This is a genomic window from Pseudoalteromonas sp. UG3-2 (assembly GCF_037120705.1).
In the GTDB taxonomy this organism is placed as follows: Bacteria; Pseudomonadota; Gammaproteobacteria; order Enterobacterales; family Alteromonadaceae; genus Pseudoalteromonas.
This window is the reverse complement of sequence record NZ_JAWLJU010000002.1, coordinates 1752800-1769802: the sequence shown is the minus strand read 5'-3', so window position 1 is coordinate 1769802 and position 17003 is coordinate 1752800. Positions and strand designations below refer to the sequence as shown.

The window sequence follows — 17003 nt, the reverse complement described above, 5'->3', positions numbered from 1 at the left end:
CTCAAGTCGGAGAGTAAAGATGTTTGATATTATGGAACAGCACAGCGAAGAAGCTGTGATTAAAGTCATCGGTGTCGGTGGCGGTGGTGGTAATGCCGTAGAACACATGGTGAACCAAGAAATTGAAGGCGTACGATTTATCGTAGCCAATACCGATGCTCAGGCGCTACGCCGTTCATCGGCAGACGTCACGGTACAGCTAGGGACTCAGATCACCTCAGGTTTGGGTGCCGGTGCCAACCCAGAAGTGGGTAAAAGCGCTGCTGAGGAAGATCTCGAAACCATCAAGAGCAGCCTTGAAGGCGCTGACATGGTCTTTATCGCAGCCGGTATGGGCGGTGGTACGGGGACGGGCGCTGCACCTGTGGTCGCTCGGGCTGCCAAAGAATTGGGTATTCTAACTGTTGCCGTGGTGACTCGACCGTTTGACCTTGAAGGCAAAAAGCGCATGGCCGCGGCCGAGCAAGGCATTGCTGAATTGTCAGAAACTGTCGATTCACTCATTACAATTCCGAACAACAAACTGCTTAAAGTATTAGGTAAAGGTACTACACTGCTAGATGCCTTCGCCAAAGCGAACGATGTACTTTACGGCGCAGTACAAGGTATTGCTGAGCTGATCACGCGCTCCGGTTTGATCAATGTCGACTTCGCCGACGTAAGAACCGTAATGTCGGCCATGGGCACGGCGATGATGGGCACAGCATCGGCTACGGGTCCAGACCGAGCGCAAGAAGCGGCGGAAGCGGCTATTTCTAGTCCGCTGTTAGAAGACGTGGATTTAACCGGTGCCAAAGGCATTTTGGTTAACATTACCGCTGGCATGGATATCACCATCGAAGAGTTTGAAGTGGTCGGTAACCATGTTAAAGCGCTGGCGTCTGAAAACGCCACTGTGGTGGTGGGGGCTGTTATTGACCCAGAAATGAGTGAAGAGCTGCGCGTAACTGTGGTGGCCACTGGCCTTGGCGGAGATCGTCGTCCACAGTTTGGTATTGTGGATAATGGTTTGCAGCAAGCGTCAGGGTCTGATGCTGGCACGGCGTCGCAGTCAAGCTCGCAAACTAGCATGTATGTACCTAGCTTTACGCAGCCGCAAACGTCTGCACCAGAGAGCACTGGGAAAAGTGAAGCCTCTGAGCCACAAGCTCAAGAAGCTAAGCCAAAACCTTCAAGCTCAACGGCAAGCAGTGACAAAGGCGACAGCAAAGAAAAAGGCGACTACTTCGATATTCCGGCTTTCTTGCGTAAACAGTCAGACTAAAGTCGGTATAAAATTTAAACAAAGATTGGCAGTTTGGCGGTTTTGTGATACACTCCGCCGCCTATCTGAAATTAAGTGGGCAAGTCTATGATTAAACAGCGTACGATTGCACAAGTCGTTAAAGCCACAGGTGTAGGTTTACACAAAGGTGAAAAGGTCACGATCACTCTCCGACCAGCTGGTGTGAATACAGGTGTTGTATTTCGCCGCGTGGATCTAGACCCAGTTGTTGACTTTGAAACAACGCCAGAAGCTGTGGGCGACACGCAATTGTGTACTTGTTTAACTAATAAAGACGGCGTACGTCTGTCGACCACGGAGCATTTAATTGCGGCCGTTGCAGCATTAGGTATCGATAACCTAATCGTTGAACTCGACAGCGCCGAAGTGCCGATTATGGATGGCAGTGCATTGCCATTCATCTACTTAATTCAAAAAGGCGGCATTGAAGAGCAAAACGCGGCCAAGCGCTTTATTCGCATTAAAGAAAAAGTGCGCGTCGAAGATGGCGATAAGTGGGCAGAGATCACCCCTTACGATGGTTTTCATATCGATTTTGAAATCGACTTTGACCACCCAGCAATCAATGCCAGTCGTCAACGCATTGGTTTAGATATTACTGCACAAAGCTTCACTGAAGAGATCAGCCGTGCGCGTACCTTCGGCTTTATGCGCGATATCGAGTATATGCACGCTAATAACCTAGCCCTAGGTGGCAGCATGGACAACGCCGTGGTGTTGGATCAGTTTAAGGTGCTAAACCCAGACGGCCTGCGCTACAACGACGAGTTCGTTAAACACAAGATTTTAGACTGTGTTGGCGACATGTTTATGGCAGGACATAACATCTTGGGTAAAATCAGCTGTTATAAGTCGGGCCATGGTTTAAACAACATGTTGTTGCGTCAGATTATGGCAACCGAGTCGGCGTGGGAATGGGCCACCTTTGATGAGCCTGTGAGCATGCCTGCACCGGGTATGGAAGCTGGGGTTAAAACGGCTTCGGCATAGTAGCCAATAATTGAGTTTGAAAAAATGGCGCATTAGCGCCATTTTTTGTGCCTGCGATTTAGCAAAGTTATTTATACCAATCCGCATTAATACTTGCTCATTTTGAGGGAGTAAATTTGACCCTAACTGCGTTAAAAATTTCTTATTTAGAACAACTAAATAGCAAAATTTTTGCCTTGTTATCGACAAAATTTACTTGCCTCAAAATAGAACACTTAATCAAGCGAATTGGTATTATTATCTTCAGCGTGCTTGGCGAGCTTCTCTAATTTCGCTTTTAGCGAGGGCGGGGCCGATTCTGCCAAGGATAGTAAGTGCGCGGCCGTGGCGGCACTCATGGTGCGGTTACTGCGATAGCTCGATTTCGGCGATTCAATTTTATTACTTAAGCGCTGCTGTGCCTCGGGGTTGGTGGTGATTTTCACCATAGTGCAATCGTGTAAGCCCACTTGGCGAAAGGCGCTGAGCAAGTCCATTTTCAAAAAGTTAAGGCGCGTTGCTAAGGTGGCGGAAGCCGCTTCGATGGTCAGCACGCCATCACGAAAATGCGCCACGCGGCATTTTTTGCTTAGCACTGGCCCTAAGGTGTCTGCTAAGCAGGTTTGTAACTGCTCGGCTTGGGCACTGGTTTGGCCATATTGACTGAGTTTATCAGACCAACCACCCATGACTTCATTGAGAGGTTTAGGGTTGTAACGATTTTTAGTCACAGAGTTACGTCCTATCGCTTGAAAAACATCACTAACAACGCCATATCAAACACAGTATAACAGACAGCGAGCGACAAAAGAGGTGTTATTAACACTCGCCTTGCTACTTTATCGCCTCACCGCACCACTTTGTTGCAAATGAGCAAGGTATTATTTGCTCAATAAGGTTTGCAGAAAAAAAGAGTCTGGTATGATAGGGCATTATTTTAACTCGGCAATGACAATAAGCCACTTCCTAAATTGGCAAAATTTAAAACCGTAATTTAGGAACGTCTTTAGTCGCCAACAGGACAAGTGCGACCCAGCAACAAACATACTGACTGAGTAGTTTGGGTCAGCCAACACAGAGTGAAACGGTTTAAACATGTTAGCTAATATTTTTACCAAGATTTTTGGTAGTCGTAATGACCGCACCATCAAAAACCTACGAAAAACGGTCGCCCTCATCAATGCCCTAGAAGAACAATACGGCAAGCTCAGCGACGAAGAACTAAAACAAAAAACCAGCGAATTTAAACAACGCATTGAGCAAGGCAGCAGTTTAGATGACATATTACCAGAGGCGTTCGCTACTGTGCGTGAAGCATCAAAGCGCGTATTTGGAATGCGTCATTTCGATGTGCAAATGATTGGTGGTATGGTGTTGCACCAAGGCCGCATTTCAGAAATGCGTACCGGTGAAGGTAAAACCTTAACCGCAACATTGCCAGCGTACCTTAATGGTCTATCAGGTAAAGGCGTGCACATTATTACTGTGAACGATTACCTAGCTAGGCGTGATGCTGAAACCAACCGTCCCCTGTTTGAATTTTTAGGCTTAACTGTTGGCTGTAACGTGCCGGGCATGATGCCACAGCAAAAGAAACAAGCATACGAAGCCGACATCACTTACGGTACCAACAACGAATTTGGTTTCGACTACCTGCGTGACAACATGGCGTTTAGCATCGAAGAGCGTGTGCAACGTCCACTTAACTACGCAGTCGTGGATGAAGTGGATTCCATCTTAATTGATGAAGCCAGAACACCATTGATCATTTCTGGTCCTGCAGAAGACAGCTCAGAGCTGTACACCGAAATCAATAAAATAGTGCCAGAGCTTGAACTACAAGAAAAAGAAGACGAAGAAGGCGTTGAAGGCGACGGCGACTTCACTATTGATGAAAAGAGCAAGCAGGTTCACCTTACCGAGCGCGGCCAAGTTAAAGTTGAAGAGCTATTAACCCATCGGGGCTTAATTGAAGAAGGCGATTCACTGTATTCTGCCGGTAACATCTCGCTACTAAGCCATGTTTACGCCGCCCTGCGTGCGCACAAGCTGTACCAAAAAGACGTCGACTACGTAGTGAAAGAAAACGAAGTTATCATTGTTGATGAGCACACCGGTCGTACTATGGAAGGTCGTCGTTGGTCAGAAGGCCTACACCAAGCGGTGGAAGCCAAAGAAGGCGTACGTATTCAAAACGAAAACCAAACTCTGGCCTCGATCACTTTCCAGAACTACTTCCGTTTATACAACAAGCTGGCGGGTATGACAGGTACTGCCGACACCGAAGCGTTTGAGTTCCAGTCTATCTACGGTTTAGATACCGTGGTTATCCCAACCAACAAACCTATGGTGCGTGATGATCGTGCCGATTTAGTGTACCTCACTCAAGAAGAAAAATTTGAAGCCATTCTTGCCGACATTCGTGATTGCCAAGAGCGCGGTCAGCCAGTACTAGTAGGTACGGTATCGATTGAAAGCTCGGAGTACTTATCGCACTTCTTGCGCAAAGAAAAAATTGACCACAACGTTCTGAACGCTAAATTCCACGCCCAAGAAGCAGACATCATCGCCGACGCGGGCTTACCTGGCAAAGTGACCATCGCTACTAACATGGCTGGCCGTGGTACCGATATTGTGCTGGGTGGTAACTGGCAATCAGAAGTAGAAAAACTCGACAATCCAAGCGAAGAAAAAATTGCTGAGATCAAAGCCGAGTGGCAGAAGCGCCACGACGCGGTACTTGAGTCGGGTGGTTTACACATCATTGGTACGGAACGTCACGAATCACGTCGTATCGATAATCAGCTCCGTGGTCGTTCTGGTCGTCAGGGGGATGCTGGTTCGAGCCGTTTCTACTTGTCAATGGACGATCCATTGATGCGTATTTTTGCCGGTGAGCGCATGACCAACATGATGCGCAAGCTTGGTATGCAACGTGGTGAAGCCATTGAGCACCCGTGGGTAAACCGTGCCATTGAAAACGCCCAGCGTAAAGTAGAAGCCCGTAACTTTGATATTCGTAAGCAGCTACTTGAGTACGATGACGTGGCGAACGATCAACGTAAGGTGGTTTACGAGCAGCGTAATGAACTGCTGGAAGAAGGTGATATTTCAGAAACCATCACCGCCATCCGTGAAGACGTTCTAAACGGCACCATTGATCAGTATATTCCACCGCAAAGCTTGGCTGAAATGTGGGATATTCCGGCATTAGAAGAGCGCCTGAAAAACGACTTCCATGTTGAGCTGCCCATTGCTAAGTGGTTAGAAGAAGACAACAAGCTGTACGAAGAAGTACTGCGTGAACGCATTGTTGAAGAAGTAGCTAAAGCCTACCAGCAAAAAGAAGAGATGGTTGGCGCCGATGTGCTACGCCACTTCGAAAAAGCGGTGATGCTACAGAGCTTAGATCAGCACTGGAAAGATCACTTAGCTGCCATGGATCACTTGCGTCAAGGTATTCACCTGCGTGGTTATGCACAAAAGAATCCGAAGCAAGAGTACAAGCGTGAGTCATTTGAGCTGTTCTCACAAATGCTGGAAAACCTTAAAATTGACGTGGTTGGCGTATTGAGCAAAGTGCAAGTGCGCGCCGAAGAAGACGTTGAAAAAGTCGAGCAACAGCACCGCAAGAGCGAGCAAGCACCACGTGAATATCAACACGAAGAAGCTGAGCGCGTAGGCGGTGAAACGCCAGAAGGCGCGGTAGTGGCCTCACGTACTGAGCCTAAGGTTGGCCGTAACGAGCCTTGCCCGTGTCAGTCAGGTAAAAAATACAAGCAGTGCTGCGGTAAGTTAAAATAGACCTTACCCAGCCAAGAACAACGAAAAAGCGACGTAAGTCGCTTTTTTTATGGAGTGATGATGAGTAAAAAAATAGTAGAAGTCGCCGTTGGCGTGATAATTAGGCAGCAGCAGGTGTTTGTTTGTTTACGCAATCAAGCACAACACCAAGGCGGTTTGTGGGAGTTTCCGGGTGGCAAAATAGAAGCTGGCGAGAGCGTTTTTCATGCCCTTCAACGCGAGCTAAAAGAAGAAGTGGCCATTGATACCGCCAGCTCAACGGAGCTAATGCGTATTGAGCACGATTATGGCGATAAATCGGTGTGTTTGCATATTCACACCGTGAGCGAGTTTAGCGGTGAGCCTCACGGTGCAGAAGGGCAAACCTCTCAATGGGTAGCAATTGCTGAACTGCATAAGTTGGATTTCCCCGCGGCCAATGTCGCCATTGTGGAAAAACTGCAGCAAGGGTAATACCATTCTGACTTAATACTTGATCAATTTGAGGGATTAAATCTGACGCTAGCTGCGTTAAAAATTTCTTATTTAGAACAACTAAATAGCAAAATTTTTGCCTTGCTATCGACAAGATTTTCTCGCCTCAAAATAGACCACTTAATTAAGCAAAATGGTATAAATGCCTGACAAACTTTGTTACCAAATGATGGACTTTGCAGCATAGTCACTGCTGCGCTTACTCCGTAAAATAGTAAACAGTCACTAACATGTTTAGTTGATGCAGGGATAAGCAGCAAAACTGTTCAATTACGTGGGACTGTGCCAGTATGGATAGGCAAAAACACCAACAATAACTCAAGCGGAAACTCTTTTCAGGGGAAGTTATGAAGAAAATATCACTCGCTGCCGCCAGCGTGGCGTTGGCGCTAGGGCTGATTGGCTGTAGTGAGCAGCCAAAAACGCAGCAGCAAAACGTGCAAAGCGAAGCCGAAGCACCACAACAAACACTCAATTCCGGCATTGCACTGGCCAATATTGATGAGTCGGTAAGACCTCAAGATGACTTTTATTATCATGTTAATGGTAAGTGGTTAGAAAAAACCAAGATCCCAGCAGATAAGTCAAACTACGGCTCGTTCTCTCAACTGTATGAAAACTCGCAAGAAGCGATGAAAAAAGTACTGGAAGAGGCCGCGGCCAACGACAAGGCCAAGCCAGGCTCAGAAGAGCAAAAGTTAGGTGCTTTTTATCAAAGTTATATGAATAAAGCAGCTCGCAATGAGTTAGGGATAGAGCCAATCAAGCCTTATCTTAATGAAATTCAAGCCGTTGCAGATAAATCTGAACTACCAGCACTGCTGGCCAAAATGCGCTTATCAGGTGTTTCAACACCCTTTGCTTGGTATGTCAATAATGATGCCAAAAACTCAACAGAGAACGCCCTGTATATGTTCCAGTCTGGTTTAGGTTTACCTGACCGTGACTACTACCTTAAAGACACTGAAAAGTTCGAGACAATTCGTCAGCAATATTTTGACTATATTGCCCAAAGCTTAGGCAAAGTTGGGGTAGAAAAGCCAGGCGAGGCGGCTCGCAGTATTCTTGAACTCGAGACCAAGCTTGCCGAGGCGCAGTGGACACGAGTTGAAAGCCGAGATGCCACCAAAACCTATAATAAGATGACGGTTGCTGAGTTTAATCAGCTGATGCCAAGCTTTGATGCTGCGGCGTTGCTACAAAAGTTGGGCTTAGATACCGATGAAATTATTGTTAGCCAGCCGAGCTTCTTCGAGGAGTTATCTGAGGTAATGGCCAATACCGACCTTAAGGTGTGGCAAAACTACCTGACCTTCCATTTTACCAATGATTACGCATCGCTATTAAGCGATGACATGGTAGACTTAAAGTTTGGCTTCTTTGGCAAAACCTTGAAAGGCGTTGAAGAGCAGGCTCCGACGTGGAAAAAAGCGGTGGATGCCAGTAACAGTGTACTGGGTGAAATGCTCGGTAAAATTTACGTCAAAGAGTATTTCCCACCAGAAGCCAAAGCTCGGATGGAAGAGCTGGTTGATAACCTCATTAAAGGATTCGATCAAGCCATTGACGGCCTTGAGTGGATGAGCGCCGAAACCAAGGTAGCGGCAAAAGAAAAACTCAACAAGTTCACACCGAAAATTGGTTACCCTGATAAGTGGAAAGATTATTCTTCATTGGAAATAAGCCCTGATGATCTTGTCGGTAACTACATTCGTTACAGCCGCTTTGCCAACCAAGAAATGGCAGACAAGTTAGGTAAGCCAGTGGATCGCAGTGAATGGTTTATGACTCCACAAACAGTGAATGCTTACTACAACCCAGTGAACAACGAGATCGTTTTCCCGGCAGCGATCCTACAACCACCATTCTTTAACTTAGAAGCCGACGATGCCGTTAACTATGGTGCCATTGGTGCGGTAATTGGCCACGAATTGGGCCATGGTTTTGACGACCAAGGGGCAAAATACGACGGTGATGGCAACCTGCGTAATTGGTGGAGCGAGTCTGATCTTGAGCAGTTTGAAGCGCGCAGTAAAAAGCTGGTCGAGCAGTTTAACCAATTTAAACCATTTGACGATGCTGCCGTGAATGGTGAGCTTACCCTAGGTGAAAACATTGGTGACTTAGGCGGCTTAACGGTAGCCTACAAGGCGTACCAAATTTCGCTAGAGGGCGAAAAAGCCCCAGTGATTGACGGTTACACTGGTGAGCAACGCTTCTTTATGGGCTGGTCGCAAATTTGGCGCCGTAAATATCGCGATGAAGAATTGCGTAACCGCCTAATGACCGACCCTCACTCACCCAGTCACTACCGCGTCATTGGCGTATTACCTAACATGCCAGAGTTTTACGAGGCATTTGACGTAAAAGAAGGCGACAAGATGTATTTGAAGCCGGAAGACCGCGTTAAAATTTGGTAATCATCGACGCCAAATAATAACCCTAAAAAGCCACGGTCTACCGTGGCTTTTTACTTTGTTATCCAACCTCCAATATTTCGCCACCCTAAACTCACCCCTATCACCCTGATCCCCCAATACATCGTCACCCTGACCTCATCTCCGTTACGCTGAATCCACTCCCGTCACCCTGAACTTGATTCAGGGTCCATTGGGTCCGCGGAATAAATCCGCGCCTACAAAATTCGTCACCCTGAACTTGATTCAGGGTCCACCGCGAACCTCGCGCAGCTCTCAACATAGACTCCGGATCAAGCCCGGAGTGACGAGCTTTGGTCGCGGAATCAATCCGCTGCCACGGGTTAGATGTTGTTAAGTAAGATGTTTAGAGCATAGGCACAATCTCGTAGCAGCGATTTTACATCGCGATTGTTTTTATATTTTTATATCGCGATTGTTTTTACGATTTTATATCGCGATTGTTTTCATAGTTGTATATCACGATAAAAGCTCCCGGAGTAAAGCCGCTCCCACATTTCGATTTTTCACCTAGGCTCGCGGAATCAATCCGCGACTACAAAATATGCTCCCTCTGAACCCCAATACTTCGTCACCCTGACCCCCAATTCTTCGTCACCCTGAACTTGATTCAGGGTCCATCGCGAACTTCGCGCTGCTCTCAACATAGACTCCGGATCAAGTCCGGAGTGACGAACCTTGGTCGCGGAATAAATCCGCTACTACGGCCCGGTGTGGACATTGATTGCGGTGCTCGAAACAGATGCACAATCTCGTAGCAGCGATTTTATATCGCGATTGTCTTTATGTTTATGTGTCTATGGTCACGAGGTCGCGGAATAAATCCGCTGCTACGGGTCCGGTGTGGACATTGATTGCGATGCTCGAAACAGATGCACAATCTCGTAGCAGCGATTTTATATCGCGATTGTTTTCATAGTTGTATATCACGATAAAAGCTCCCGGAGTAAAGCCGCTCCCACATTTCGGTTTTCACCTTGGTCGCGGAATCAATCCGCGACTACAAAATGCGCTCCACTGAACCCCAATACTTCGTCACCCTGAACTTGATTCAGGGTCCATCGCGAACTTCGCGCTGCTCTCAACATAGACTCCGGATCAAGTCCGGAGTGACGAACCTTGGTCGCGGAATAAATCCGCTGCTACGGGTCCGGTGTGGACATTGATTGCGATGCTCGAAACAGATGCACAATCTCGTAGCAGCGATTTTATATCGCGATTGTTTTTACGATTTTACTTCGCGAGGGTTTTTATGAGTTTACATCGCGACCATTGTGGATGGTTTCATATTGAACCTATTTACCTATCGTGAATTGCCGCACTCAGACCAAAACAACGCACGAATTTACCCAAGATGAAAAAATAATGATAGCGCTGTCATTTTAACTTTTATATGATGTTACTGAATAAAAAATGATTAAATACAACTCGGGTGGAGTGAGTTTAAAAACTGGGAGTAAACCATGACAATAAAAACGACTTTGCTAGGCGCGATGCTCGCAGGCTATTCATTATGTAGCCACGCCGCATTAACTCAGCAGCAGCTCGACGATTTTACCAAGGCAACGCATTTTCAATTTGCAGTAGAGAGTAACTTTGGTAAAAGCGCCGGTGGCTTTGACGGCAGCATAACCCTGCGCAATGATTCCAGCGTCGGCCTACCTAAAGGTAAAAGTGACTGGCAAATCTATCTTCACTCCGTTCGTAATATCACTACAGGTGTCAGTAATGGCCTGCAGTTTGAACACATTAATGGTGACTTACACCGCATCACGCCAACTGCAGAGTTTCAAGGCCTAGCCCCAGGACAACAGCTAAACATACCATTTAAGGGCACCGCTTGGGTTGCCGCCTACACCGACTTTATGCCACGGGCATTTATGGTAGCGGGCGATAACACGCCGGCCATTTTCGCCAATACCGACAGCGAAGAGGTGCAAAACTTTATTGCGCCTATTGAGCGTGAAGAGCAATTAAAGCGCTATAACACCCCCACAGATTACACCAAAATCGCCAATGCCGAGCTACGCTATGAGCGCAACGCAGCAAACCACACGGTATCGAAACAAGAAGCGCTGCGACGAATTATTCCCAAGCCTCAGTACATTGACTTTAATCGCGGCGACATTACCCTCGATAAAAGCTGGCAAATTCGCTTTGCCGGACGCTTAAAATCCGAAGTGGCGGTATTTCAAGAAGACTTAAGCGAGTATGGCTTAACGCTTGAGGCCGAGCCCGATCATATTCCAGCTGGAGACTTGCCTACGATTTACCTCAGTGTGGATAAAAACCTAGAAACCTCGGTAAGCTCAGGGGCTTATACTTTAGAAATAGACGATGACGTGGTCCGTATTGTGGGCATCGACAATGCCGGCGTATTTTACGGTATTCAAAGCTTGCTGGCGCTTTTCCCGGCCAATAGCCAAGGCCAAATCAGCGTGTCTCATGTAGAAATAAAAGATGAGCCCCGTTTTGGTTGGCGTGGAATGCATTACGATAATGCTCGTAATTACCACGGCAAAGCGGCTTTATTTAAACTGCTGGAGCAAATGGCGCGCTACAAGCTTAACAAATTCCACTGGCATTTCTCTGACGATGAAGGCTGGCGCTTAGAGATCCCAGGGCTCCCCGAGTTAACCGAGGTGGGCGGCCAGCGCTGCTTTGACTTACAAGAACGTGAATGCTTACTTACCCAGCTTGGCACTGGGCCGTTTAAATCTGGTAGTGGTAATGGCTATCTATCGCGCAGCGACTTTATTGAACTACTTAAGTTTGCCCATGCCAGACACATTGAAATTATTCCAGAAATTGAAAGCCCAGGCCACGCACGAGCTGCCATTAAGTCGATGGAGGCGCGCTACCATAACCTGATGGCGGCGGGGAAACCCGAGCAAGCCAAAGCGTATTTGCTGACCGATTTTGAAGACACCTCCGAATACTCCACAGTGCAATTCTATAATGATAATTCCATTAATGTTTGCCTCGACTCCAGCTACGCCTTTATGGAAAAAGTGGTGTACGAACTGCAACAAATGTATCGTGAAGCGGGCACCTTACTAAAAACCGTTCACTTTGGTGGCGATGAAGTAGGAAAAGGCTCTTGGACCGAGTCACCGGCTTGTAATGCACTGTTTGCGGTGGCAGATAATGGCGTTGCAGGGCCGAGCGATCTTAAGCCTTACTTTACCCAAAAAGTAGCTAAATTGTTGGATAAGCGAGGGATCAGGCCAGCCGCTTGGGAAGATGGCCTAATGTATAACCGCACCACCACCTTTAAGCGCGACGAATTTCCTAACGCGCAGTTCTTGGTGAACACCTGGGATAATATTTGGGAGTGGGGGGTAGCCGACCGCGCTCACCGCTTTGCCAATAACGATTACCAAGTGATTTTATCTCATGGTACCCATTTATACTTTGATCACCCTTACGAGGCCCACCCAGAAGAGCGCGGTTACTATTGGGCAACACGTTACATTGATACCAAAAAAACCTTCTCATATATGCCAGAACATATTTACGCCAATGCCGACTATAGTCGCAACCGTGAGCCCATAGAAAACCTTGAAGCCTTAGTGGGCCGTGCGCTTCCAGCGCTAGAAAAGCCAGAAAACATTCTCGGTGTACAAGGCCAAGTGTGGGGGGAAACCATCCGCACAGAGGCACAATTAATGCGACTTATCTTCCCGCGTTTATTGTCGCTAGCAGAACGTGCTTGGCATAAAGCGTCATGGGAAGGCCTGCAACTGGATAGCGAGCAGCGTGATAAAGATTATTCACGCTTTGCCGCGGCGCTAGCACTAAAGGAAATTGCCAAACTGCAAAACGATGGCATTCAGCCAAATTTACCAGTACCGGGCGCTAAAGTGGTGTTGGGTAAGCTAGAAGCCAATAGCGCATTTCCATTTTTAGCCATTGAGGTGAGTGTGGATGGTGGTGAGTCATGGCAGCCATACACTGATCAGATGAGTGTTGATGATGCCAGCAACGTACTACTCAGAACTCGTGCTGGAGCAAAAAACACCAGTCGAGTCACTGGGTTAAAGTAACCTTTTAGATCTTACTTATCGCAAAAAAGGGCTTTGGCCCTTTATACCAATTCGCTTAATTAAGTGGTCTATTTGAGGCAAGAAAATTTTTGTCGATAACAAGGCAAAAATTTTGCTATTTAGTTGTTCTAAATGAGAAATTTTTAACGCAGTTAGCGTCAAATTTGCTCCCTCAAATTGAGCAAGTATTAATGTGGGTTGGTATCATAGTGATAATTTTGCTCAAATTCTAACTGGTAATGAAATAGTTTTTAACGTAAAGTTAAATGTCAGCGCTGTCATTTTTTGCAGTAATACCATTTTGCGTAATTGAGTAAGCAGTCAGTCAGGATGGTATCAAATAACAATTATACCAAGGCCAAACAACAAGTAATGAGTTATCTTTATGGAAGCTACCGTGTCGAATACAACCAAACGAAGTAACGCTATCCCGATGGCGATAGTGGCCGCCATGTTCTTTATTCTGGGTTTTGTCACCTGGCTCAATGGCTCACTGATGCCATACCTTGAGCAAGTGCTAAAGCTCACCCCGTTCCAATCTTCATTTATTCTCTTTTCTTTTTATATTGCGGTAACGGTAACTGCGGTTCCGTCGGCGCTGGTGATCCGCAAAGTCGGTTATAAAAATGGTATGGCCATCGCCATTGCGATGATGATGTGTGCGGCTTTGCTGTATATTCCGGCGGCAAAAACCCAAATGTTTGCGCTGTTTTTGTTTGCTCAGTTTACTATGGGAATTGGCCAAACTTTACTGCAAACTGCGGTTAACCCTTATGTGGTGCGTATTGGACCTGAAGAGTCGGCTGCGGTACGCGTGAGTATTATGGGGATCCTCAATAAAGGAGCCGGCATCGTTGCACCATTGGTGTTTACGGCTCTGGTTCTAAGTAACTTTACCGACATGGCTGGCAAAGAGTTAACTCAAGCCGACATCGACGCCATGGCTAATGGTTTAGTAGGCCCATATTTAGGGCTTGCTGCCTTTATCGGTTTATTTGCGTTAGGAATTAAGTTTGCGCCACTGCCTGAGCTTGAAGACGAGCATGGCAATGAAGCGCATGGCTCGGTACGAGAAGCCTTACAGCACCCGAATCTTAAACTAGGTGTGATTGCGCTGTTTTTATACGTAGCCGTGGAAGTGATAGCTGGCGACACCATTGGCTCGTTTGCCCTGGCGCTCGGAGTAGAAAAGTACAGTGTGATGACGTCTTACACCATGGCGTGTATGGTAACGGGTTATATTTTAGGTATCCTTTTGATCCCACGTGTGATTTCACAAGAAAAAGCACTCACTGCCTCAGCGGTATTAGGCGTACTGCTGACCTTAGCCATTTCCTTTGGCAGCCCAGAGTCATTTATTATTTCGGATATATTTGGATTGAAACAATTACCTGATATTCTACTTATGGTTGCCATATTGGGTTTAGCCAACGCTATTATGTGGCCCGCAATTTGGCCCCTCGCATTATCTGGACTTGGCAAGCTAACCAGTGTAGGCTCAGGGTTATTGGTGATGGGAATTGCCGGCGGCGCATTTGGTCCAGTATTTTTGGGCCTAGCAAAAGGCACCTCAGGCACCGTAGAATCACAGCAAATAGCACACCTAGTGATGCTACCTTGCTACCTCTTTATTATCTTCTATGCGGTTAAAGGCCATAAAATAAAAAAGAAAGCATAGTTAGGTGATAACAGCATTTCTATGTAAGTAGAAATAATCCCGTGTGTGATGCCACCTGAATAAGGTGGCATTTTTTATGCCCAAACAACCTCAACGCAATATAAAATCATAATAACCATCGCGATATAAAATCGCGCCTACACCTCTCTTGTGGGACCGGCTTTACGCCGGGAGTTCTTAGCGCGATATAAGACCATAACAAACCATCGCGATATAAAATCGCTGCTACGACATCGTGCATGTGCTTTAAACGCCGAAGCCCAACAACACCACCAATCCCGTAGCAGCGGATTTATTCCGCGACCTAAGGTTCGTCACTCCGGGCTTGATCCGGAGCCCATGGTGAGAGCAGCGCAGATGTTCGAGATGGACCCTGAATCAAGTTCAGGGTGACGGAGTGTGGTTAAGGGTGACGGAGTGTGGTTCAGGATTACGAAGTATGGTTCAGGATTACGAAGTATGGTTCAGGATTACGAAGTATGGTTCAGGATTACGAAGTGTGGTTCAGGATTACGGTGCGGATGTTGTGTCATTGGCTGGGAAAAACCATCGCGATATAAAATCGCGCCTACGCCTTTTTTGTGGGACCGGCTTTACGCCGGGATCTCTTAGCGCGATATAAAATCATAAAAACCATCGCGATATAAAATCGCTGCTACGACATCGTGCATGTGCTTTCAACGCCGAAGCCCAACAACACCACCAATCCCGTAGCAGCGGATTTATTCCGCGACCTAAGGTTCGTCACTCCGGGCTTGATCCGGAGCCCATGGTGAGAGTGGGACAAAAGGTCAAGATAGATCCTGAATCAAGTTCAGGATGACGGTGTGTGGTTCAGGATGACGGTGTGTGGTTCAGGATGACGGTGTGTGGTTCAGGATTTCGGTGCGGCTGTTGTGTCATTGGCTGGGAAAAACCATCGCGATATAAAATCGCTGCTACGACATCGTGCATGTGCTTTCAACGCCGAAGCCCAACAACACCACCAATCCCGTAGCAGCGGATTTATTCCGCGACCATATAATCTTTATGCTGGGGCGCTTTATCGCAAACAAACAAGCGCAAAAACGCAACTAAGGTAAAAACAGAAACTACGCAAGGAAATAATAAATAGGATGTTTTTTAACAAAAGGGGGAGAAGTGGGGCGACTGATGGGACTTGAACCCACGACAACCGGAATCACAATCCAGGGCTCTACCAACTGAGCTACAGCCGCCACAAAAAGATGTCTACACCTCGTTTGGTGTGGCGCGCATAATACATAAGTTTTCGGGCAATGCAAAGCAAATTTTAAGATTTTTTCGCAAAAAGGGTTTTTTCGTAGAATTTTTCCTCATACAGCAAATATTCATATATCCTATGTATGATCCGCGAGATCGACACAATGAAAATAAACTTCAGTACATTCATAATAGCAGTGAGCGTCGTGAATCGCTTAGGCAAAAAAATTGGCTGATATAATGCTGCGAAACAAAAAAAGGGGATGAGTATGGATGCCGTTTTAAACTGGGTTAATGAAAACTCAGATCTAATTCTTCACTATTCGCTGCAAGGCGTAATAGCATTAATTATCTTTTTTGTTGGCCTCAAACTGGCCAAGCTTGGTGCTAAGCTCACCGAGAAAGCGTTCACCAAACGCAAAGTCGACAAAGCCGTGGGCTCATTTGTCGCTAACATTGCCTACGCTATCGTATTTGCTGCTACGTTACTTATGGCACTATCGCAAGTGGGGATTGAAACCACTTCATTTATTGCCATCTTAGGTGCTGCAGGTCTTGCTGTTGGTTTAGCGCTGCAAGGCTCACTATCTAACTTTGCATCGGGTGTGCTTATCATCATCCTGCGTCCATTTAAATCGGGCGATTATATTGAAGCCGGTGGTAAAGCAGGAAGCGTGCAAAAAATCGAAATCTTCTCCACTGAGCTGCGTACCCCAGACAACAAAGTCATCATCATGCCAAACTCTTCCATTATGTCTGGCGCTATCGTTAACTACTCACGTGAAAAAACACGTCGCGTAGACTTAGTCATTGGGGTTGGCTACGATGCCGATTTAAAACAAGCTAAAGCCGTATTAAAGTCCGTCCTCGACAAAGAATCACGCTTACTTAAAGAACCGGCCTATACCGTGGCTGTGTCAGAACTGGCCGACTCAAGCGTTAACTTTATTGTGCGCCCTTGGGTGAAAACCGAAGACTATTGGCCGGTATATTGGGACCTTCTTGAAGAAATTAAAATTGCATTAGACGATGCAGACATTACCATTCCATTTCCACAAATGGATGTTCACCTACACAAAGATCAGTAA

The 17003-nt window shown here is 46.6% G+C and carries 9 protein-coding genes and 1 tRNA gene; 8 read left to right on the top strand and 2 right to left on the bottom strand.

From position 1 onward, the window contains the following. Positions 1 to 19 precede the first annotated feature (19 nt). Entirely contained in the window at positions 20 to 1264 is a 1245-nt protein-coding gene (ftsZ, locus tag R3P39_RS11120; protein WP_336567532.1) for a cell division protein FtsZ, read from the top strand. A gap of 87 nt (positions 1265 to 1351) precedes the next feature. After that, the gene (gene lpxC, locus R3P39_RS11115; protein WP_336567531.1) at positions 1352 to 2275 is read left to right on the top strand and encodes a UDP-3-O-acyl-N-acetylglucosamine deacetylase; all 924 of its coding nucleotides are present in this window, start codon (positions 1352 to 1354) and stop codon (positions 2273 to 2275) included. Between the two features lie 215 nt (positions 2276 to 2490). Here lpxC and R3P39_RS11110 read toward each other — a convergent pair whose 3' ends face one another. Next, a complete protein-coding gene (locus R3P39_RS11110; protein ID WP_336567530.1) occupies positions 2491 to 2985 on the bottom strand; it encodes a DUF721 domain-containing protein in 495 nt (164 codons plus the stop codon). A 364-nt stretch (positions 2986 to 3349) separates the two neighbouring features. On the opposite strand from R3P39_RS11110, the gene secA reads away from it, so the two are divergent. From secA to nagP, 5 genes are all read left to right on the top strand, one after another. Continuing rightward, complete coding sequence (gene secA / locus R3P39_RS11105) at positions 3350 to 6058, top strand: preprotein translocase subunit SecA (protein WP_336567529.1); 2709 nt, start codon at positions 3350 to 3352, stop codon at positions 6056 to 6058. Positions 6059 to 6118: 60 nt separating this feature from the next. Next, positions 6119 to 6511, top strand: a complete 393-nt coding sequence (mutT, locus tag R3P39_RS11100) for an 8-oxo-dGTP diphosphatase MutT (RefSeq protein ID WP_336567528.1) — start codon at positions 6119 to 6121, stop codon at positions 6509 to 6511. Between the two features lie 368 nt (positions 6512 to 6879). Then, on the top strand, positions 6880 to 8952 hold the full coding sequence (locus R3P39_RS11095; protein ID WP_336567527.1) for a M13 family metallopeptidase: 2073 nt from the start codon (positions 6880 to 6882) through the stop codon (positions 8950 to 8952). A 1481-nt stretch (positions 8953 to 10433) separates the two neighbouring features. Continuing rightward, positions 10434 to 13016: a family 20 glycosylhydrolase gene (locus R3P39_RS11090; RefSeq protein WP_336567526.1), complete on the top strand. Its 2583-nt coding sequence runs from the start codon at positions 10434 to 10436 to the stop codon at positions 13014 to 13016. A gap of 385 nt (positions 13017 to 13401) precedes the next feature. After that, positions 13402 to 14694: an N-acetylglucosamine MFS transporter NagP gene (nagP, locus tag R3P39_RS11085; RefSeq protein ID WP_442962058.1), complete on the top strand. Its 1293-nt coding sequence runs from the start codon at positions 13402 to 13404 to the stop codon at positions 14692 to 14694. Between the two features lie 1141 nt (positions 14695 to 15835). Here the strand turns inward: nagP and R3P39_RS11080 are convergent. Further along, positions 15836 to 15911, bottom strand: a tRNA-His gene (locus tag R3P39_RS11080). A gap of 273 nt (positions 15912 to 16184) precedes the next feature. On the opposite strand from R3P39_RS11080, the gene R3P39_RS11075 reads away from it, so the two are divergent. Next, positions 16185 to 17003, top strand: coding sequence for a mechanosensitive ion channel family protein (locus R3P39_RS11075; protein WP_336567525.1), 819 nt, complete (start codon positions 16185 to 16187; stop codon positions 17001 to 17003).